Annotated in this window: 18 protein-coding genes and 1 pseudogene; 5 read left to right on the top strand and 14 right to left on the bottom strand. The window is 58.2% G+C overall.

The annotated features are described in order from the left end of the window. Positions 1-27: 27 nt before the first annotated feature. The 3 genes from SM764_RS05000 to SM764_RS05010 form a co-directional block, all read right to left on the bottom strand. Positions 28-852, bottom strand: coding sequence for a flagellin N-terminal helical domain-containing protein (locus tag SM764_RS05000; RefSeq protein WP_065272143.1), 825 nt, complete (start codon positions 850-852; stop codon positions 28-30). Positions 853-1,204: 352 nt separating this feature from the next. Then, positions 1,205-2,029: a flagellin N-terminal helical domain-containing protein gene (locus SM764_RS05005; RefSeq protein WP_274829381.1), complete on the bottom strand. Its 825-nt coding sequence runs from the start codon at positions 2,027-2,029 to the stop codon at positions 1,205-1,207. Between the two features lie 739 nt (positions 2,030-2,768). Continuing rightward, a complete protein-coding gene (locus SM764_RS05010; protein ID WP_274829382.1) occupies positions 2,769-3,593 on the bottom strand; it encodes a flagellin N-terminal helical domain-containing protein in 825 nt (274 codons plus the stop codon). 505 nt (positions 3,594-4,098) lie between these two features. Between SM764_RS05010 and SM764_RS05015 the strand changes: the two are divergent. Next, positions 4,099-4,255 (top strand): annotated as a pseudogene (locus SM764_RS05015) (integrase core domain-containing protein); the annotation flags it as partial. A 302-nt stretch (positions 4,256-4,557) separates the two neighbouring features. On the opposite strand, the gene SM764_RS05020 reads toward SM764_RS05015, so the two are convergent. The 6 genes from SM764_RS05020 to SM764_RS05045 all read right to left on the bottom strand — a co-directional run bounded on the left by SM764_RS05020 (position 4,558) and on the right by SM764_RS05045 (position 10,429). After that, the gene (locus SM764_RS05020) at positions 4,558-5,382 is read right to left on the bottom strand and encodes a flagellin N-terminal helical domain-containing protein (protein ID WP_065272147.1); all 825 of its coding nucleotides are present in this window, start codon (positions 5,380-5,382) and stop codon (positions 4,558-4,560) included. A gap of 442 nt (positions 5,383-5,824) precedes the next feature. Next, entirely contained in the window at positions 5,825-6,649 is an 825-nt protein-coding gene (locus tag SM764_RS05025; protein WP_369001184.1) for a flagellin N-terminal helical domain-containing protein, read from the bottom strand. A gap of 497 nt (positions 6,650-7,146) precedes the next feature. Beyond that, positions 7,147-7,980: a flagellin N-terminal helical domain-containing protein gene (locus SM764_RS05030; RefSeq protein WP_369001185.1), complete on the bottom strand. Its 834-nt coding sequence runs from the start codon at positions 7,978-7,980 to the stop codon at positions 7,147-7,149. A 740-nt stretch (positions 7,981-8,720) separates the two neighbouring features. After that, positions 8,721-9,554, bottom strand: coding sequence for a flagellin N-terminal helical domain-containing protein (locus SM764_RS05035; RefSeq protein WP_369001186.1), 834 nt, complete (start codon positions 9,552-9,554; stop codon positions 8,721-8,723). A gap of 213 nt (positions 9,555-9,767) precedes the next feature. Next, positions 9,768-10,127 (bottom strand): flagellar export chaperone FlgN, encoded by a 360-nt coding sequence (locus SM764_RS05040; protein ID WP_065272151.1) that lies wholly within the window; start codon positions 10,125-10,127, stop codon positions 9,768-9,770. Further along, positions 10,124-10,429: a rod-binding protein gene (locus SM764_RS05045; RefSeq protein WP_274831681.1), complete on the bottom strand. Its 306-nt coding sequence runs from the start codon at positions 10,427-10,429 to the stop codon at positions 10,124-10,126. The genes SM764_RS05040 and SM764_RS05045 overlap by 4 nt, the downstream gene beginning before the upstream one ends. A 522-nt stretch (positions 10,430-10,951) precedes the next feature. On the opposite strand from SM764_RS05045, the gene fliK reads away from it, so the two are divergent. The 3 genes from fliK (at position 10,952) to SM764_RS05060 (ending at position 13,897) form a co-directional block, all read left to right on the top strand. Further along, complete coding sequence (gene fliK, locus SM764_RS05050) at positions 10,952-12,265, top strand: flagellar hook-length control protein FliK (protein ID WP_368948533.1); 1,314 nt, start codon at positions 10,952-10,954, stop codon at positions 12,263-12,265. A 3-nt stretch (positions 12,266-12,268) separates the two neighbouring features. Beyond that, positions 12,269-12,949, top strand: a complete 681-nt coding sequence (locus SM764_RS05055; protein WP_368948532.1) for a FlgD immunoglobulin-like domain containing protein — start codon at positions 12,269-12,271, stop codon at positions 12,947-12,949. Between the two features lie 171 nt (positions 12,950-13,120). Further along, entirely contained in the window at positions 13,121-13,897 is a 777-nt protein-coding gene (locus SM764_RS05060; protein ID WP_369001316.1) for a phosphotransferase family protein, read from the top strand. On the opposite strand, the gene SM764_RS05065 is transcribed toward SM764_RS05060, so the two are convergent. From SM764_RS05065 to SM764_RS05085, 5 genes are all read right to left on the bottom strand, one after another. After that, on the bottom strand, positions 13,870-15,192 hold the full coding sequence (locus SM764_RS05065; protein ID WP_369001187.1) for an NAD(P)/FAD-dependent oxidoreductase: 1,323 nt from the start codon (positions 15,190-15,192) through the stop codon (positions 13,870-13,872). The genes SM764_RS05060 and SM764_RS05065 overlap by 28 nt on opposite strands. After that, positions 15,192-16,007 carry an ABC transporter permease gene (locus SM764_RS05070; RefSeq protein WP_274829388.1) on the bottom strand — a complete coding sequence of 272 codons (816 nt, stop codon included), beginning with the start codon at positions 16,005-16,007 and terminating at the stop codon, positions 15,192-15,194. The genes SM764_RS05065 and SM764_RS05070 overlap by 1 nt, the downstream gene beginning before the upstream one ends. Then, on the bottom strand, positions 16,004-16,885 hold the full coding sequence (locus SM764_RS05075; protein ID WP_065272158.1) for an ABC transporter permease subunit: 882 nt from the start codon (positions 16,883-16,885) through the stop codon (positions 16,004-16,006). The genes SM764_RS05070 and SM764_RS05075 overlap by 4 nt, the downstream gene beginning before the upstream one ends. Next, entirely contained in the window at positions 16,885-18,012 is a 1,128-nt protein-coding gene (locus SM764_RS05080) for an ABC transporter ATP-binding protein (RefSeq protein WP_274829389.1), read from the bottom strand. Before SM764_RS05080 ends, SM764_RS05075 begins: the two co-directional genes overlap by 1 nt. A 111-nt stretch (positions 18,013-18,123) precedes the next feature. Next, positions 18,124-19,209, bottom strand: a complete 1,086-nt coding sequence (locus tag SM764_RS05085; protein ID WP_274829390.1) for a polyamine ABC transporter substrate-binding protein — start codon at positions 19,207-19,209, stop codon at positions 18,124-18,126. Between the two features lie 141 nt (positions 19,210-19,350). On the opposite strand from SM764_RS05085, the gene SM764_RS05090 reads away from it, so the two are divergent. Beyond that, a complete protein-coding gene (locus tag SM764_RS05090) occupies positions 19,351-20,037 on the top strand; it encodes a GntR family transcriptional regulator (RefSeq protein WP_369001188.1) in 687 nt (228 codons plus the stop codon). Positions 20,038-20,049: the final 12 nt, after the last annotated feature.

Genomic DNA, 20,049 nt, shown 5'->3' on the forward strand with positions numbered 1-20,049 from the left:
CGTCTGGCGCGCCCCAGATCAGGCCGTTTAACGGAACAGCTGCTGCAGGGTCTGTGGTGCCGAGTTGGCAATCGACAGAGCCTGTACACCCAGCTGTTGCTGGGTTTGCAACGCTTTCAATCGGGCGGATGCTTCTTCCATATCAGCGTCCACCAGCGCACCGATGCCGCTCTTCATCGCATCAGTCACCTTTGAGACGAATTCGGATTGCTTCTCGATGCGGGCTGCCGAAGCACCTAGAGCGGCGGCGCCGTCGACCGCAGTCTGGATCAGAGCTTCAATATCGTCGATGGAAGCTTCAGCGTTTGCGGGAGTGTCGACCATAACGGTTGTCAGGTCTAGGCTGGCTTCAAAATTAACCGAGCTTACGGTGATGTTCGACGCGGTCACCGTACCGGTGGAATCGCGGTCCAGAGAGGACAGAACGGTCAGATCGCCACCAGCGGTGTTCAGCAGGTTCGCACCGTTGAACTGCGACGATGCGATGATCGAGGTGATCTGGTTTTTCAGCTCGGTAACTTCGGCTTCGAGTTTCCCGTTTTCCACGTTCTCCCCGGTCGCATTGACCACTTTTTCCTTCATCTCCTTCAGGAGCTCGGTGATCTGTTCAGCACCGGCTGTCGCAACAGCAACAGTGGATTCCCCCAGAGCCAGGGAGTCGCCCACGGCGTTGAAACCTGCAACGTCCGATTCCATGACTTTCGAGATCGCCCAGATGGCCGAGTTGTCCTTGGCAGTTGCGACGTCCTTACCGGTGGAAATCGCGTTCTGGGTATTCTCCAGGTTCATGTTGATGGAGTTCAGGGTCTGCAGAGCGACCATTGCGCCGTTGTTCGTCAGAATGCTGGTCATAGCTTTCATTCCTTTAGCGTTTTGAGACGTTTCGTCCCGAGTTTTCCCTGCCCCGAAGGGCATCTCTGACGTCTTTCTGACTGTGCGTTCTGCCGTTCGGCTTGCGCGCCACCCCGTTTTCCAAGGTGCAAGTGGACATTGCCGCGATATTTGCTAAGGGAGTGCTAATTCGGAGAGGCCGATTCTGTAGAATTTTCTGTAATTGCCAGCGGCAACATCCCTAAGTTGTGCACGGCTTTCCTTTGCGTCCCGAAGGGGCTGGCGGTTCTGGTCGGCAATAACTGTTGAGCTCATCCATCAGGGGGGAACGGAAAAGACCGGGGCACGTCTGGCGCGCCCCGGATCAGGCCGTTTAACGGAACAGCTGCTGTAGGGTCTGTGGCGCCGAGTTGGCAATCGATAGCGCCTGTACGCCTAGCTGTTGCTGTGTCTGCAACGCTTTCAATCGGGCAGATGCTGCTTCCATATCAGTATCCACGAGCGCACCGATGCCGCTCTTCATCGCGTCAGACACCTTTGAGACGAATTCGGACTGCTTTTCGATGCGAGCTGCCGAAGCACCCAGGGCGGCGGCGCCGTCAACCGCAGTCTGGATTAGAGCCTCAATCTTCGCGATGGAACCGTCAGCGGCTGTCGAAGAACTGACATCGATGCCGGTTAGCGTAAGGCCATCCTCAAAATTGACCGATTTTACGGTAATGTTCGACGCGGTGACCGTACCGGTGGAATCGCGGTCAAGCGAGGACAGAACAGTAAGGTCGCCACCAGCTTTGTTCAGTAGGTTCGCACCGTTGAACTGCGACCCTTTGATGATCGAGGTGATCTGTTTTGTCAGCTCGTCGACTTCGGCTTTGAGTTTGCCATTTTCCACGTTCTCCCCGGTTGCAGTGACCACTTTTTCCTTCATCTCTTTCAGAAGGTCGGTGATCTGTTCGGCGCCGGCCGTTGCAACCGCCACCGTGGATTCACCCAGAGCCAGCGAGTCGCTTACCGCGTTGAAGCCGGCAACATCCGATTCCATGACCTTCGAGATCGCCCAGATTGCCGAGTTGTCCTTGGCCGTTGCGACATCTTTACCGGTGGAAATCGCGTTCTGGGTGTTCTCCAGGTTCATGTTGATGGAGTTCAGAGTCTGCAGAGCGACCATTGCGCCATTGTTCGTCAGAATGCTTGTCATAGCTTTTTGTCCTTTAGCATTTGGAGACGTTTCGTCTCGCGTGTTTGATGCCCCGAAGGGCGTCTCTGACGTCGTTCTGACTATGCGTTAAGCCGTGCGGCTTCCGCGCCCCCCCGTTTCCCGAGGCGCGATTATACCTTTCTGCAATAGTTTCTAAGAGAACATTAACGGCGAGAGTTGGGGCCTCTAGAATTCCGCCTAAGTTGAGCAGGCTTGCGCATACCTCTCGAATATTTGATCCAATCTGGTGCCAACCGGATCTTGCGGCCTGCGCCTTCGTATAGATCCGGACCTGTCCGAATGACCTGCTCGCCGCAGGACGCGCGGTTTTCTTCGCTCTTGTCAACGTTTGGGGCTCAACTGGGCTTTGGTGAGACCTGTACGGGGGACCTCATCTAGGCTCGTGCGTGGGGGCCATTGATTGCAATCGCCACGCAACTGGCACAGGTCCGCCATTCGTGCTGCGACTGAGCGGATGCCCCTCCCCAATGGCACTTTTCGATGGGTTCTGAATGCGCGTGACCTTGCCTCACGCCATCGAAAAGGGCTGGCGTTTCAGGTCGGAACACTGTTGAGCTTTTTGATCGCCTGTTCTTTTCGCACGAGGACGGCTTTTCTCTTTTTCAAAGCGGCATCCATCATGGCAGTACGCCCTTCGCCGAGGCCGACATTTCGTTCATCGATGAGGGGCTAAGGATAAGAAACCGGGGCGCGCCTGGCGCGCCCCGGATCAGGCCGTTTAACGGAACAGCTGCTGTAGGGTCTGTGGCGCCGAGTTGGCAATCGATAGCGCCTGTACGCCTAGCTGTTGCTGCGTCTGCAATGCCTTTAATCGCGCGGATGCCGCTTCCATATCAGTGTCCACGAGCGCGCCGATGCCGCTCTTCATCGCATCAGACACCTTTGAGACGAATTCGGCCTGCTTTTCGATGCGGGCTGCCGAAGCACCCAGGGCGGCGGCGCCGTCAACCGCAGTTTGGATCAGTTTCTCAATGTCGTCGATGGAAGCGTCAGCCTCTGCAGAAGTGCCGACTTTGATGGTTGTCAGGTCCAGGCTGGCTTCAAAATTGACCGAGCTTACGGTGATGTTTGACGCGGTGACTGTACCCGTGGAATCGCGGTCAAGGGAGGACAGAACGGTCAGGTTACCGCCGGCGGTGTTCAGCAGGTTTGCACCGTTGAACTGCGACCCCTTGATGATCGAGGTGATCTGGTTTTTCAGCTCGGTAACTTCGGCGTCGAGTTTGCCATTTTCCACGTTCTCCCCGGTTGCATTGATCACTTTTTCCTTCATCTCTCTCAGAAGGTCGGTGATCTGCTCGGCGCCGGCCGTTGCAACCGCAACAGTGGATTCCCCCAGGGCCAGCGAGTCGCCCACGGCGTTGAAACCTGCAACGTCCGATTCCATGACTTTCGAGATCGCCCAGATGGCCGAGTTGTCCTTGGCCGTTGCAACGTCCTTACCGGTGGAAATCGCGTTCTGGGTATTCTCCAGGTTCATGTTGATGGAGTTCAGGGTCTGCAGAGCGACCATTGCTCCGTTGTTCGTCAGAATGCTGGTCATAGCTTTTAGTCCTTTAGCAATATGAGACGTTTCGTCTCGCGTGTTTGATGCCCCGAAGGGCGTCTCTGACGTCGTTCTGACTATGCGTTAAGCCGTGCGGCTTCCGCGCCCTCCCCGTTTCCCGAGGCGCGATTGGACATTGCCGTGACGTTTGCTAAGGGAGTGCTAATCGGGAGATCACGCCTCCGTGAAATCACTTAAGGGTTGTGTCTTCTTGGGCGCGCCGCTCCAGTTTTTGATCCAACCCGGGCGCCAAAGCGGGTCTTGCGGCCTGTGCTGTCGTATAGCACCGGACCTTTGCGTAGCCGACGCCGGCCCGCTATCCGTGATCCGCCTGAGCGGATTGGAGTGGCCCCCGGAAAGGGGGTTAAACTGATGTGGATTTTTCCCAAATTTGAGGTATCGGCGATGGCTGGAAACGAAAATACCTGAAGAGCCTGCATCGAAATTTGGACAGGTAGAAGTGCTGTAGGGACAGGGGGCAGCGATGGTCGGGGACGAATGCTGCGAGACCTTCAATGTCCGTTGCCGCGGCGAGTTGCTAAATGGAGAGATCTTCTACAGTCTGCGGGAAGCCCAATGCGGATTGAGCAATGGCGCATTCAATACAACCTGATCGGGGCGCAGAGCGCTATCGGCCGCCAGCGCCTGAATGTATTGTCATGGTGGATCAGATTCAGATGATACAGTGCCACTCAAATCGGAACACTCAATGCGGGCACCCCAGGATACCCTCAATGGTATTTTTCGATGGGGGTCTGAATGCGGGTGATCTTGCCCTGCACCTGTGAAAGGGACTGGCGTTCTAGATCGGAAAAACTGATGAACTCTTCGATCAGCAGTTTCATTGCGAAAATGACTTTTTCTTTTTCAGTGCGTCCTTCGTCGAGGCCGACACTTCGTTCATCGATGACGGGCTAAAGAAAAGAAACCGGGGCGCTTGGCGCGCCCCGGATCAGGCCGTTTAACGGAACAGCTGCTGCAGGGTCTGCGGTGCCGAGTTGGCAATCGACAGAGCCTGTACACCCAGCTGTTGCTGGGTTTGCAATGCTTTCAATCGGGCGGATGCTTCTTCCATATCAGCGTCCACCAGCGCACCGATGCCGCTCTTCATCGCGTCAGTCACCTTTGAGACGAATGCGGACTGCTTCTCGATGCGGGCTGCCGAAGCACCCAGGGCGGCGGCGCCGTCGACCGCAGTCTGGATCAGAGCTTCAATGTCGTCGATGGAAGCTTCAGCGGCTGTCGAAGTGCTGACGTCGACGCTGCTCAGAGTCAGGGTGGCTTCAAAATCAACCGAGGTTACGGTAATGTTCGAAGCGGTGACTGTGCCAGTCGAATCCCGGTCAAGGGAGGACAGAACGGTCAGGTCACCACCAGCGGTGTTCAGCAGGTTTGCACCGTTGAACTGCGACGATCCGATGATCGAAGTGATCTGGTTTTTCAGCTCGGTGACTTCAGCGGAGAGTTTCCCGCTGTCCACGTTCTCGCCGGTTGCATTGATCACTTTTTCCTTCATCTCTTTCAGAAGGTCGGTGATCTGTTCGGCGCCGGCAGTTGCAACCGCAACAGTGGATTCACCCAGAGCCAGGGAGTCGCCCACGGCGTTGAAACCGGCAACGTCCGATTCCATGACTTTCGAAATCGCCCAGATTGCCGAGTTGTCCTTGGCAGTTGCGACGTCTTTACCGGTGGAAATCGCGTTCTGGGTGTCCTCCAGATTCATGTTGATGGATTTCAGGGTCTGCAGAGCGACCATGGCGCCGTTGTTCGTCAGAATGCTGGTCATAGCTTTTATTCCTTTAGCGTTTTGAGACGTTTCGTCCCGAGTTTTCCCTGCCCCGAAGGGCATCTCTGACGTCTTTCTGACTATGCGTTCAGCCGTCCGGCCTCCGCGCCCCCCCGTTTCCCGAGGCGCAGAGACACTTTGCCGTGATGATTGCTAAAGGAATCCTAATGCGTGGAGTTTGGCTTCGTAAATTTTTCCCTAAATTTCCCTGGAGTTTTTCTTAAGTTATAAAGGTGCGCAGTGTTCTCCAGCTTCTGATCCAAGGCTTTTGGTTCAGTCGGGCGGCCCCAATGGGGCTTTCCGATGGGTTTTGATTGCGCCTGACCTTCCTTAGCACTTCCCAAAGGGCCGGGTGTTTCAGACCGGAATGCGTGTTGAACTCATCAATGAGTGTTGAGAATAGGAAACCGGGGCGCGTCTGGCGCGCCCCAGATCAGGCCGTTTAACGGAACAGCTGCTGCAGGGTCTGCGGTGCCGAGTTGGCAATCGATAGCGCCTGTACGCCTAGCTGTTGCTGCGTCTGCAACGCCTTTAATCGCGCGGATGCGGCTTCCATATCAGTATCCACCAGCGCACCGATGCCGCTCTTCATCGCGTCAGATACCTTTGAGACGAATTCGGCCTGCTTTTCGATGCGGGCTGCCGAAGCACCCAGGGCGGCGGCGCCGTCAACCGCAGTCTGGATCAGAGCTTCAATCTTCGCGATGGAAGCTTCAGCCTGTGTTGAATTTGAAACATCGATGGTCCCCAGGGACAGGCTGGCTTCAAAATCAACCGAGCTTACGGTGATGTTCGACGCGGTGACTGTACCCGTGGAATCGCGGTCCAGCGAGGACAGAACGGTCAGGTCGCCACCAGCGGTGTTCAGCAGGTTCGCACCGTTGAATTGCGACCCTTTGATGATCGAGGTGATCTGGTTTTTCAGCTCGGTAACTTCAGCTTCGAGTTTGCCGCTGTCCACGTTCTCCCCGGTCGCATTGACCACTTTTTCCTTCATCTCTTTCAGAAGCTCGGTGATCTGTTCGGCGCCGGCCGTTGCAACCGCAACAGTGGATTCCCCCAGAGCCAGCGAGTCGCCCACGGCGTTGAAGCCGGCAACATCCGATTCCATGACTTTCGAGATCGCCCAGATGGCCGAGTTGTCCTTGGCTGTTGCGACGTCCTTACCGGTGGAAATCGCGTTCTGGGTATTCTCCAGATTCATGTTGATGGAGTTCAGGGTCTGCAGAGCGACCATTGCGCCGTTGTTCGTCAGAATGCTGGTCATAGCTTTTAGTCCTTTAGCAATATGAGACGTTTCGTCTCGCGTGTTTGATGTCCCGAAGGGCATCTCTGACGTCTTTCTGACTATGCGTTAAGCCATCCGGCTCCCGCGCCACCCCGGTTCCTGGGACGCAAGTAGACATTGCCACGAAAATTGCTAAGGGAGTTCTAATAGGGAGAGTGGTCGGTAGTTAAATCGTCGCAAAGTTGTGCGACCTTTCGCAGGATTTTCCAGTTTCTGATCCACCCGGTTGTTATAGCGGATCTTGCGGTCTGCGCTGACTTATACCGCCAGACCTTTGCGCAGCCGACGCAGGTTCGCCATCCGTGCTGCGGCTGAGCGAATGCCCCCGTGGCGTTTTCGATGGGTCCTGATCGCGCGTGACCTTGCTTAGCGCTTCCGAAAGGGGGGGGCTCCAGGTCGGAGACATTGTTGAGCGCTTCGATGAGGGGCCGGGGATAAAGACCGGGGCACGTCTGGCGCGCCCCGGATCAGGCCGTTTAACGGAACAGCTGCTGTAGGGTCTGTGGCGCCGAGTTGGCAATCGATAGCGCCTGTACGCCTAGCTGTTGCTGTGTCTGCAACGCCTTTAATCGCGCGGATGCCGCTTCCATATCAGTATCCACCAGCGCACCGATGCCGCTCTTCATCGCATCAGTCACCTTTGAGACGAATTCGGACTGCTTCTCAATACGGGCTGCTGAAGCACCCAAGGCAGCGGCGCCGTCTACCGCAGTCTGGATCAGTGTCTCAATCTTCGCGATGGAAGCTTCAGCCTGCGATGAATTACTGACATCGATACTTCCCAAAGACAGGCCATCCTCAAAATTGACCGATTTTACGGTGATGTTCGAAGCGGATACTGTAGATGTTGTGCCACTCCCATCGCGGTCAAGCGAGGACAGAACGGTCAGGTCACCACCGTTCTTGTTCAGCAGGTTTGCACCGTTGAACTGCGATCCTTTGATGATCGAGGTGATCTGTTTTGTCAGCTCGTCGACTTCGGCTTTGAGTTTGCCGTTTTCCACGTTCTCCCCGGTTGCATTGACCACTTTTTCCTTCATCTCTTTCAGGAGATCGGTGATCTGTTCGGCGCCCGCCGTTGCAACCGCCACCGTGGATTCACCCAGAGCCAGGGAGTCGCTTACCGCGTTGAAGCCGGCAACATCCGATTCCATGACCTTCGAGATCGCCCAGATTGCCGAGTTGTCCTTGGCCGTTGCGACATCTTTACCGGTGGAAATCGCGTTCTGGGTGTTCTCCAGGTTCATGTTGATGGAGTTCAGAGTCTGCAGGGCGACCATTGCGCCATTGTTCGTCAGAATGCTGGTCATAGCTTTTAGTCCTTTAGCAATATGAGACGTTTCGTCTCGCGTGTTTGATGCCCCGAAGGGCGTCTCTGACGTCGTTCTGACTATGCGTTAAGCCGTGCGGCTTCCGCGCCCCCCCCGTTTCCCGAGGCGCGATTATACCTTTCTGCAATAGTCTCTAAGAGAACATTAACGGCGAGAGTTAGGGCCTCTAGAATTCCGCCTAAGTTGAGCAGGCTTGCGCATACCTCTCGAATATTTGATCCAATCTGGTGCCAACCGGATCTTGCGGCCTGCGCCTTCGTATAGATCCGGACCTGTCCGAATGACCTGCTCGCCGCAGGACGCGCGGTTTTCTTCGCTCTTGTCAACGTTTGGGGCTCAACTGGGCTTTGGTGAGACCTGTACGGGGGACCTCATCTAGGCTCGTGTGTGGGGGGCACTGATTGTAATCGCCATGCAACTGGCTCAGGTTCGCCCTTCGTGCTGCGACTGAGCGGATGCCCCCCCCAATGGCACTTTTCGATGGGTTCTGAATGCGCGTGACCTTGCCTCACGCCGTCGAAAAGGGCTGGCGTTTCAGGTCGGAAAAACTGTTGAGCGCTTCGATCGCCTGTTCTTTTCGCACGAGGACGGCTTTTCTCTTTTTCAAAGCGCCATCCATACTGGCAGTACGCCCTTCGCCGAGGCCGACATTTCGTTCATCGATGAGGGGCTAAGGATAAGAAACCGGGGCGCGCCAGACGCGCCCCGGATCAGGCCGTTTAACGGAACAGCTGCTGTAGGGTTTGTGGCGCCGAGTTGGCAATCGATAGCGCCTGTACGCCTAGCTGTTGCTGCGTCTGCAACGCCTTTAATCGCGCGGATGCGGCTTCCATATCAGTATCCACCAGCGCACCGATGCCGCTCTTCATCGCGTCAGACACCTTTGAGACGAAGTCGGCCTGCTTCTCAATGCGGGCTGCCGAAGCACCCAGGGCGGCGGCGCCGTTGATTGCGGTCTGGATCAGAGTCTCAATCTTCGAGATTGAAGCTTCAGCCTGCGTTGAATTTGAAACATCGATGGTCCCCAGGGACAGGTTATCCTCAAAGTTAACCGAGGCTACGGTGATGTTCGAAGCGGATACTGTAGAGGATGTGCCAGTCCCATTGCGGTCAAGCGAGGACAGAACTGTCAGGTCGCCACCGTTCTTGTTCAGCAGGTTCGCACCGTTGAATTGCGACCCTTTGATGATCGAGGTGATCTGGTTTTTCAGCTCTTCGACTTCAGCTTCGAGTTTACCGTTTTCCACGTTCTCCCCGGTTGCATTGACCACTTTTTCCTTCATCTCTTTTAGGAGCTCGGTGATCTGTTCGGCGCCGGCCGTTGCAACCGCCACCGTGGATTCACCCAGAGCCAGCGAGTCGCCCACGGCGTTGAAGCCGGCAACGTCCGATTCCATGACTTTCGAGATCGCCCAGATTGCCGAGTTGTCCTTGGCCGTTGCAACGTCCTTACCGGTGGAAATCGCGTTCTGGGTGTTCTCCAGATTCATGTTGATGGAGTTCAGAGTCTGCAGAGCGACCATTGCGCCGTTGTTCGTCAGAATGCTGGTCATAGCTTTTAGTCCTTTAGCAATATGAGACGTTTCGTCTCGCGTGTTTGATGCCCCGAAGGGCGTCTCTGACGTCTTTCTGACTATGCGTTAAGCCATCTGGCTTCCGCGCCACCTCGTTTCCCGAAGCGCAAGCGGACTTTGCTGTGGAGTTTGCTAAAGGAACCCTAATTACGAGATCAAGCTTCTGTGATATCAATCGTTGGTTGTATTTCCTTACGCGCGCCTCTCGAGTTTTTGGTCCAAACGGGTGCCATAGCGGGTCTTGCGGCCCGCGCTGTCATATACGTCCAGACCTTTGCGAACCCGGCGCAATTCGGCCATACGTGTTGCGACCGAGCGGATGCCTTCCATGGCGCTTTCCAGAAGGTCCTGATTACGCGTGACCTTGCTTTGCACCTTCGAAAGGGTTTGGCGTTCCAGATCGGAAAAACTGTTGAGCGCTTCGATCGCCTGTTCTTTTCGCGCAAGGATGGCTTCCATCTTTTTCAAATCGCCGTCCATAAGGGCAGCGCGCTCTTCGTCGAGGATGGTATCCAGTTCATCGATGAGGGTCTGGGGATTTTGGTCAGTCATTTCTGAGATTCCTTCAGTGCGTGATAGAGTGATTCGGCGAGCCCGATGCCGCCGGCTTTAGCAATTTGTTCTGCCTGGGCACGGACCAGAAAGCTGGAAAACTGTTCTTCTCCAGCACCGCCGCCGCCAAGTCCTTCGCGTGATTCACCAAGCCCCGCAGATTTCAACATTTCCGCCAAAAATGAAGCTTCTAGCTCGAGCGCGGCCTTGCGCAGAGGGTCATCTTGCGGGGGCTGTTGCACGGGCTGGGGCTTGGCCTGCGGCAGGGCCTGTGACAGGGGGGATATGGTTGCATTCGGCATTTTGGCCTCGGTCTGACAGAAACTACGAATTGCTTCGATTTTTCTGAGACTGCGACATAACCGGTTAAAATTGCCGTAACCGCTTTGAGGTAGAAGGGGGTATCGAGATAGAACGTCTGGAAACCCATGCATACCACATCACTCATAGGTCAGGCCCTTGGCGGAGCCACAGGCAGCAAGACCTCCCCAGCGCAGGATGCTCCGAAAAAGACTCAGGATCGTTCGTTCGCAGATCATGTAAATGACGCATCCTCCAAGCAGGAGGCGGCACAGTCCCAAACATCAGAAACAATCGATAGCGGCATAGCGGATCAGGCTGATTCTCAGGCTGCTGTTGAAGCGGATAGCGCGTCCGCCAGCTCAGAGGACGCGGTTGCCGATCAGGCGACGGGAGAATCGACCGGGAGCGCAGCGGGAGAGGATGTTGAAACGCCGAGCGAAGCGGCCATTTCGGCAGGACATGCGGCTCCGGATGCGGAAAAACGGTCTGCCAGGTCTGCAGATCTGCCTGAAGGTGCGCGCGTGGGGCAGAAGATAGGTCAGGGAGCTGTCGCCGGATCGGCGGTGGCAGAAGACGGCGAAGCAGCCGGTAACACGACAGCTCAGACCTCAGGCGAGGAAAAAGCGCAAGGTCCGGCTGCCGCAGGCGCAGCCTTTGCCGGACGAGAGACGATTGAAAACCAGGCCCCGGCGCGGGCGGCACAGTCAGGTGGTAAAGCCACCGCGGGCGGTGGCGATGTGAAGGTTGGCGAACAGTCGGCCATGACGGTCAATACCGAAGCGGCCCAGGAAGAGGGAGCAAGCCCCGCCAGAACGCAGACCGGAGCCGCAGATCAGGCCGTCGCCAGAGTGGCTCAGGACAAGCCAGGCGCTGCGGCGGCAATTCCGGTCAGCCCTGCAACCGCGGCTGACGCGACCAAATCCGCGACACCGGCTAGTCCGGCAGAGGCGAAAGCATCGTTGAAAGCAGAAGAAAAGGCGGCTGACGCCCGGATGGCTGCAGCAGACAAGGCGACGCCCGCTGCCGCTGCCGCCGCGAGCAAGACATCTTCCGCCGACAGCCTGCCGAAGTCTGTGTTCCAGATGCAGGTCGAAAACGCAGAAGCCGGGGATTCCCGCAAGGCGCGCTATCGCACCCGCAATGGTGATGCGCAGGCCGCTGCCGAAGTGGCCAAGGCATCCACTGCTGCTGCGGGTGTCCAGACAAACGCGGCCACTGCAGTCAACGCAACCACCAATTCCGCCATTGCAATGATGCAGGCGTTGCAGGCAGACACCATGAAACTGTCGCAGGCGCCGGGGCTGCTGGGGGATTCATCCGGTAGCGGGTTGAGCATGACAGCAGATCTTCCGGGATTGCCGCAGCTTCTGACCGAAGCGGTGTTCCAGCCCGGAATTACGCACCGGCCGGAAACCCCGCGTATGATCGCTTCGCAAATGGCCGAAGCATTCGTGGCGAAAGGCGACCGGAACGTGGATGTTTCACTGAACCCCGAAGAGCTGGGCAAGGTGAAGATGCGCGTTGCGACCAGTGAAAACGGCATCACCATGATCATCCAGACAGAACGCCCGGAAACCGGCGATCTGATGCGTCGGCATATCAATGAGTTGGCCGAGGAATTCCGCCGCATGGGGTTCCAGGACATCTCGTTCGAATTCAGCAGCGGTGATTCCGCGGGCGGTCAGGCGCAGCAGGGACTGGGCGATGGCACCGGTGCCGGGACCGGGCATGGCGCCTCGACCGGGGCCACCGATATGAGCGCGACCGATGAGGTCGCTGAAACACAGATACAGAACCTCCGGTTGGGCTCGACCGGCGTTGATATGAGAGTTTAAACCATGACAGATGCTGTAAGCGCGGCCAGTGCCGCGACAACGACACAGGCCAGCGCCGCGAAAGCTACGCGTCCGACTGGGCTGACTTCGGATTTCGAGACCTTCCTGAAGATGCTGACCGCTCAGGCGCGCTATCAGGATCCTCTGGAACCGCTCGATTCGACCGAATACGCATCACAGTTGGCGCAGTTCTCGATGGTGGAACAGCAGGTTCAGGGCAATGATCTGCTTCTGGCCATGCAGAATCAGCTTGGCCTGTCCAATATGGCGGCGATGTCCGGCTGGGTGGGTATGGAGGCCCGCGTTGCGGCGCCGGGGTATTTTGACGGATCCTCTCCGGTGGTTGTGGCTCCGAATCCGGCGGCTGCTGCGGATCAGGTGAAAATGGTCGTCACCGATGCTGATGGGACCGAAGTCGCCCGTATCAACCTGCCTGTTTCGGCGGAGCCCTATTCCTGGGATGGTACCGATCAGGAGGGCAATACGCTCGAACCCGGCAGCTATGCCTTCACCATCGAAAGCAGCCGGGACGGTGAGGTGCTGCTAACGGATCTGGCCGAGGTTTATACCAAGGTGACGGAAACCCAGATGCAGGGCGGCGATGTGGTCTTGATCACCGAAGGCGGCTCGGCGATCTTGGCCTCCACTGTGACGGGGCTTCGCGACGCTCCGGCCGAGACCTGACAATAGGGCAGGGACCGCCGGAACATCGGGGGGCATCGTCCCCTGATACCCTCGCATTTCGCCGGGGGATGAAGACTGGAGCGGACCCTGTCAGCCAAATCGCCTGAATTTCACAGCAGATTCTTTACGTATCTGAACGCCTCGGGATTTGAGGCGCGCGCCCCCCGGATCCTGACCGGGGGGCGTTCGAATCATGTCTGGCGCATGGGCGATTTGGTGGTGAAATTGTTCGAGCCGGGACGAAAGAATCCGCTGTTTGCCAATGACCCCTTGCGGGAAATTGCAGCGCTTTCGGCCTTGTCTGGGACCAGAATGGTGCCGCATCTGGTCACTTCTGGTCATTTCGAGGGGCGCCATTGGTTGGCCTATTCCCATATTGAGGGCGCTCCCTGGCAGCGAGGCGCTGCCGAGGTGGCACGGCTGCTTGGCCGGTTGCATGATCAGCCGGTTTTCGCAGGCGTTCCCGCTGGCGTGAATGGCAGCGCGATGCTGGCGGCGCAGACCGGAAGCATCCTGTCCCAAACCCAAGGTGGCGCGGATTTGCGCGCGATGCGCCCCTCAGGACAGGTGCCGCCCGCCTCCGGCACCAGCCTGATCCATGGTGATCCGGTGCCGGGCAATCTGGTGGCGCATGACGGAACACTGACCCTGATCGACTGGCAATGCCCGCAGAAAGGCGACCCGGCCGAGGATCTGGCACTTTTTCTGTCGCCCGCAATGCAATTCCTGTACCGCGGCAAAGTCTTGAGCCGCGCGGAGGAGGCCGCCTTTCTTGCGGCCTATCCGGACCGGCAGGTCGTCGAGCGTACAGAGGCCCTGAAGCCCTGGTTCCATTGGCGCATGGCAGCCTATTGTCTGTGGAAAGCGGAGCAAGGCGGGGCACAGGACCGGGCCGCAATGCAGCTGGAGATCGCCGCGCTTCAGTCCATCATCCCCAGCACCGCATAGGCGGGCGGCATTACCACCCGGCGGGCGCGGCCAAAGGGGAATTTTCCCATGCTCTGAATGACCGGGGAATAGGGCAGACCGGGCTGTTTGCCCTGCACCAGATCGGCCAGCAACCGACCGGAATAGCTGCCCATGGCAACCCCATTGCCATGATAACACAGGCCCGAGAACATCCCTTTTTCACCGGGCACCGGCCCGACAAAGGGAACCAGATTGCGCGCCATGGACACCATGCCAGACCAGAAATGCGTGCCTTCCACTGCACGCCATTCGGGGAACATGGTGTCAAAATGCTGACGCAGCGCGCGGCGAATCGCTGCTTCGGAGCGCGGCGAGGCAAAAAGCCCACCCCGCATGCCAAATAGGAACCGCCGGTCCGGCATCAGCCGGAAATAATGCAGCAGGTTGCGGGTATCAAAGGCCATCTGATCGGTGAACCAGCCCTGCGCCTGTAGCTCCTCATCGCTGAGTGGGCGGGTTACCATCACGGTGGATTGTGCCGGGATATAGCGGCCTGACAGCCAGTCCGGAAGCCCGTCCCAGGAATAGCCGTTCGTGGCCACCATCACCTGATCGGCGTGCAAAGCACCGTCTGGTGTTGTCAGGATATGCCCGCCGCTTGATGTGCGGCTGAGCCCGGTTACCGGGCTGTTCTGAAACAGGCTGGCCCCGGCAGATTGCGCGGCGCGGGCGATGCCGAACAGGTATTTGCGCGGGTTGAGGCCGAATCCCACCGGGGTTGTCAGGGCGCCAAAAAAGCCGCCGTTCATTCCGTTCGCGGCCAGTTCATGCTGTTCCAGCAACTGCGGTGAGCCGCCCGCAGCGGCAATCTCATCGGCCTGTCGGCGAAGCGCCTTCATGGCGCGCGGGCTGTGGGCCATCTGGGTTTCGCCATCCGAGTGGGTATCGGCATCGATCTGGTGACGATCCAGCAGCTGGCGCACCAGATCCACGGCTGCGACCTCTCCGGCATCATAGATGTCGGTGGCCTCGGCGCCGAATTTGCGCCGCATAGCAGCGCTAGACAGCTTGGCGCCGCCGATACAGCAAAAGCCGCCGTTGCGCCCGGAGGCACCCCAGCCGGGCGTTTTGGCCTCAAGCAGGGCGACCCTTGCTCCGGCCTCGGCCAGATGCAGGGCGGCGGACATGCCGGTGAAACCCCCGCCGATTATTGCGACATCGGCTGTCACCTCACCGGACAACCTGGGCCAGTCGGGGGCAGCGATGGTTTCATCCCACCAGCAGCCGTCCCGCGGGCCCGGGCCATAGGCGTAGTCAGAGAAAATCCGCCGCATCAGGTCCGCGCCGCCGCCTGTTCATCCCGTTTCTGCCGCACCATCTGGTGTTTCGTCACCAGCGAGGCCGAGATCACGCCGATGGTGACAATGGCAATCATGATGGTCGACAGCGCGTTGATCTCTGGGGAGACCCCAAGGCGCACTGCCGAAAAGATCTTGATCGGCAGGGTGGTGGCCGCTGGTCCCGAGGTGAAAGAGGCAATGACCAGATCATCGAGCGACAGGGTGAATGCGAGGAGCCAGCCCGAGATCACCGCAGGTGCGATGATGGGCAGGGTCACCAGACGGAATGCCTCGGCCGGGGAACAGCCCAAATCCAGCGCGGCCTCTTCCAGCGACCGGTCGAATGTCACCAATCGCGAGGAGACCACCACCGAGACGTAGCACATGGAGAAGGTGGTATGCGCCAGAACGATGGTCAGAATCCCCCGGTCCAGCCCAATGCCGATGAACAGCAGGAGCAGCGACAGACCGGTGATTACCTCGGGCATCACGAGGGGTGCGTAGATCATCCCGGAAAACAGGGTGCGGCCAAAGAACCGCCCGCCGCGCACCATCACATAGGCGGCCATGGTGCCAAGAACCGTCGCTATGGTCGAGGAGAAGACCGCGACCTTGATGGTGACCCAGGCGGCGTTGAGGAAGGCCTCGTTCTGCATCAGCTCGCCGTACCATTTGGTCGAAAAGCCCGCCCAGACGGTGACCAGCTTGCTTTCATTGAAGCTGAAGATCACCAGAATCACCATCGGCACATAGAGAAAGGCAAAGCCAAGCGTCAGCGAAACGGTATTGAACCAGCTCATCCTGTTCATTGTTCGGCCTCCTGCTGTTTCTGCTGGTTGCGCTGGAACAGCACGATGGGAACGATCAAGAGGAGCAGCAGCACCACCGCCACGGCCGAGGCAACCGGCCAGTCACGGTTCGAGAAGAACTCTTCCCACAGAACCTTGCCGATCATCAGCGTGTCGGATCCGCCGAGCAGAGACGGGATCACGAACTCGCCCAAGGTGGGGATGAAGACGAGGAAACAGCCCGCGATGATGCCGGGTTTCGACAGCGGGATGGTCACCAGCCAAAATGCGGAGAGCCGCGAACAGCCCAGATCCTCGGCCGCTTCGATCAGCGATTCATCCATCCGCTCCAGCGCGGAATAGATCGGCAGGATCATGAAGGGCAGGTAGGTATAGACCACGCCGATATAGACGGCGGTATTGGTGTTGAGGATGGTCAGCGGCTCGTTGATGATCCCCAGCCACAACAGCAACTGGTTGAGGAACCCTTCGTTCGACAGGATGCCCATCCAGGCGTAGACGCGGATCAGGAAGCTGGTCCAGAACGGCAGGATCACCAGCATCATCAGCGTCGCGCGCCATTCGGACGGCGCCCGCGCCATGCCGTAGGCGATCGGATAACCCGCCAGCAGCGTCAGCACAGTCGAGAAGAAGGCGATCTGCAGCGAGCTGAGATAAGCTTTCCAGTATAGATCGTCCTGTGTCAGCCAGACAAAGTTTTCAAAGTCCAGCTCGGACAGGAAGGTCCAGATGCCCGTCGCCCAGTCGAATTGCGGCATATAGGGCGGGCGCGCCAGCGCCACATCCGAAAGCGAGATTTTCAGGACGATGGCAAAAGGCACCAAAAACAGCGCAAAGAGCCACAGGTAGGGGACAATGATCAGGGCAAAGCGGCGCATCAGTTCGCCAGCAGGACGCCTGCCGTGGCGGTCCAGGACAGCCAGACAGTGTCTTCCCATGTAAAGGCCCGGCGCGAGATGCGGCGGGTATTGGCGGCCTGCGCCTTGATCACCGCGCCAGAGGGCAGTTCAACGTGATAGGTCGAGATATTACCGAGATAGGCAATGTCGAGGATCTTGCCCTGCACCGCGTTATCGGCGCCTTCGGGACGGTCTGCCGTGATGGTGACCTTTTCCGGGCGGATGGCCAGATGTGCGGTCTGCCCGTCCGAGAACGTGTTGGGGGTTTTGACCGTCAGGGGTTCCTGCCCTTCTTTCCAGTTCAGGGCATAGCTGTCTTCGCCGGTGGGCGTGACGGTGCCGTCGATGATGTTCACATCGCCGATGAAATCGGCGACGTAAACGGAATTGGGGGTCTCGTAGATACGGTCCGGGGTGGCGACCTGCATGATCTTGCCGTTGTCCATCACCGCAACGCGGCTGGCGACGGTCATCGCCTCTTCCTGGTCGTGGGTGACGATGACAAAGGTGGTGCCAGTCTTCTCCTGAATGTCCATCAGCTCGAACTGGGTGTCCTGGCGCAGCTTCTTGTCGAGCGCGCCAAGGGGTTCGTCCAGCAGCAACAATTTTGGCGCCTTGGCCAGCGACCGCGCCAGTGCCACCCGCTGCCGCTGTCCACCCGAGATCTGGTGCGGTTTGCGGCGGGCGAATTTTTCCAGCCGGGTCAGGCGCAGCATGTTCTCCACCCGCTCGGCGATGTCGTCCTTGGGCATGCCTTCGCGTTTGAGCCCGAAGGCGATATTGTCCCAGATGCTGAGATGCGGGAACAGCGCGTAGGACTGGAACATCATGTTCACCGCGCGCTTGTTCGGCGGCACCGGGGCGATATCCTGACCGGCGAGATAGATCTTACCTTCGGTCGCGGTTTCAAACCCGGCGAGCATCCGCATCAGCGTGGTCTTGCCGCAGCCCGAGGGGCCAAGAAGCGCGAAGAACTCCCGCTCGTATATACCGATTGTCAGATCGTCGATTGCGGTGAACTCACCAAAGCGTTTGGTGACATTTTGGAACTCGATCAGAGGCTTGGCCTCGGGGTCGTTCCAGGGTTCAAAAACGGGAAGTGTCAATCCGGCCCCCTGCGCGGTCCAGGTCCAAAGCGGCACTGGCCCCTTTGGAAGGTGTATTGGCATAGCCCGGCAGGGCACAGGGTGCGCCCTGCCGGATCAGGCGATATCGGATCAGGTGCCCGACTTGATCTTGGTCCACAGACGGGTCACGACGCGCTGCACCTTGGGGGCATAGGGCGTGGTGGTGAACAGGTTGGCCAGGGTGGCTTCATCCGGGTAGATCGCCGGATCGCCGATCACGTCCTCAACCAGGAATTCCTGCGATGCCTTGTTGCCGTTGGCGTAGTAGACGTAGTTTGATGCCGCCGCCATGTTCTGCGGGTCCATGATGAAGTTCAGGAACACATGCGCCGCATCCGGGTTCGGGGCGTCGACCGGAATGGCCATCTGGTCGAACCACATCTGGGCGCCTTCGACGGCCGCGTGATAGGCGATTTCGACGCCATTGTCGGCTTCGGCGGCGCGGTCGCGGGCCTGCAGCACGTCACCGGACCAGCCCACTGCCACGCAGATGTCACCATTCGCCAGCGCGTTGATGTATTCGGAGGAATGGAATTTCTGGATATAGGGGCGCACCGCCATGAAGACGCCTTCGGCCTTGGCGATCACGTCCGGGTCATGGCTGTCGGGATCTTCGCCGATGTATTTCAGTGCAGCGGGGATCATTTCTGCCGGGGCATCCAAGAAATGGACGCCGCATTCGGCCAGTTTTTCCATGTTGTCGGGGTTGAAGACCAGCTCAAGCGAGTTGATCGGGGCATCCTCGCCCAGCAGTTCCTTGACCTTGCCAACGTTCACACCGATGCCGGTGGTGCCCCACATGTAGTTGATGGAATAGGCGTTGTCCGGGTCGTATTGCTCGGTGCGGTTTTCGACCACATCCCACATGTTCTTGTGGTTGGGCAGCTTGGACATGTCCAGTTTCTGGAAAGAGCCTGCCATGATCTGGCGCTGCAGGAAGGTGCCGCTGGGCACCACCACGTCATAACCCGACCCGCCGGCCAGCATTTTGGTTTCCAGAAGCTCGTTGCTGTCGAATACATCGTAGATCAGATCGATCCCGGTCTCTGCCTCGAACTTTTCCAGAAGGGCTTCGTCGATGTAGTCGGACCAGTTATAAACGCGCACCTCTTCCGCGATGGCGGCCGTGCTGCTAAGGGCAACGACGGCGGTCAGTGTCATCGTCTTGAGTGTCATGAGTATCTCCCTGTGCCTGCCGGTTTCATTGCCCGGCTGGGGTGGATTTGATCAAGTTTTGCCTCGTGGGGCAATACTGTTTATGTTTTCACCGGGTGGTTCTTGGTGCAAGCTGCCCAAAAACTAGGAGGATACCCCAAGGTGACAGAGATCACATCTTCGGCCCAGAATGCAGAAGACGGCGCGGCGAAAACGCCGGCCCATGAGGCCGTGTATCAAAAGCTGCGCGCGCAGATCCTGTTCGGTGAACTGGCGCCAGGGCAGGCGGTAACGATCCAGGGTTTGACTGCGGCTTTGGGGGTTGGGATGACACCGGTCCGCGAGGCGATCCGCCGACTTATCTCGGATGGGGCGCTGGTGTTTCAGGGTAACCGGCGTGTTTCCGTTCCCCTGCTGCGGGCATCGGATGTCAAAGAGCTTATTTTCGCAAGAAAAACAATTGAGTGTGAGCTTGTTAGGCTCGCAACAACACAGGTTTCGGACGCCGATATCGCTGAGCTGGAGCGCATCGACACGGCGCTGGATCAGGCGATTTCCGCAGGCGATGTGCCGGGGTATCTGGCGCAGAACTACAGTTTCCACACCGCATTATACAGTCGCGCCGCCGCTCCGATCCTGACCGATCTTGCGGATCGCCTGTGGCTACGCTTTGGCCCGTCCCTGCGGGTGGTCTGTGGCCGCTTTGGCACCCAGAGCTTTCCGGACCGTCACAAGGACATCCTTGAGGCCTTGCGTCGCAGGGATCCCGAAATGGCTGCTTTGGCGATGGAGCGGGACGTTTGTCAGGGCATGGATCAGGTCAGCATGGGGCTGGATCCGGACAACTGATTCGATTGACAC

The organism is Pseudophaeobacter sp. 1A16562, assembly GCF_041008785.1.
Taxonomy (GTDB): domain Bacteria; phylum Pseudomonadota; class Alphaproteobacteria; order Rhodobacterales; family Rhodobacteraceae; genus Phycobacter; species Phycobacter gallaeciensis_A.

Coding starts and splice junctions, on each gene's coding strand:
- SM764_RS05025 (WP_369001184.1), bottom strand. CDS start 6,649: ATGACCAGCATTCTGACGAACAACGGCGCAATGGTCGCTCTGCAGACC.
- SM764_RS05055 (WP_368948532.1), top strand. CDS start 12,269: ATGACAGATGCTGTAAGCGCGGCCAGTGCCGCGACAACGACACAGGCC.
- SM764_RS05005 (WP_274829381.1), bottom strand. CDS start 2,029: ATGACAAGCATTCTGACGAACAATGGCGCAATGGTCGCTCTGCAGACT.
- SM764_RS05010 (WP_274829382.1), bottom strand. CDS start 3,593: ATGACCAGCATTCTGACGAACAACGGAGCAATGGTCGCTCTGCAGACC.
- SM764_RS05030 (WP_369001185.1), bottom strand. CDS start 7,980: ATGACCAGCATTCTGACGAACAATGGCGCAATGGTCGCCCTGCAGACT.
- SM764_RS05065 (WP_369001187.1), bottom strand. CDS start 15,192: ATGCGGCGGATTTTCTCTGACTACGCCTATGGCCCGGGCCCGCGGGAC.
- SM764_RS05020 (WP_065272147.1), bottom strand. CDS start 5,382: ATGACCAGCATTCTGACGAACAACGGCGCCATGGTCGCTCTGCAGACC.
- SM764_RS05045 (WP_274831681.1), bottom strand. CDS start 10,429: ATGCCGAATGCAACCATATCCCCCCTGTCACAGGCCCTGCCGCAGGCC.
- SM764_RS05075 (WP_065272158.1), bottom strand. CDS start 16,885: ATGCGCCGCTTTGCCCTGATCATTGTCCCCTACCTGTGGCTCTTTGCG.
- SM764_RS05035 (WP_369001186.1), bottom strand. CDS start 9,554: ATGACCAGCATTCTGACGAACAACGGCGCAATGGTCGCTCTGCAGACT.
- SM764_RS05040 (WP_065272151.1), bottom strand. CDS start 10,127: ATGACTGACCAAAATCCCCAGACCCTCATCGATGAACTGGATACCATC.
- SM764_RS05000 (WP_065272143.1), bottom strand. CDS start 852: ATGACCAGCATTCTGACGAACAACGGCGCAATGGTCGCTCTGCAGACC.
- SM764_RS05085 (WP_274829390.1), bottom strand. CDS start 19,209: ATGACACTCAAGACGATGACACTGACCGCCGTCGTTGCCCTTAGCAGC.
- SM764_RS05070 (WP_274829388.1), bottom strand. CDS start 16,007: ATGAACAGGATGAGCTGGTTCAATACCGTTTCGCTGACGCTTGGCTTT.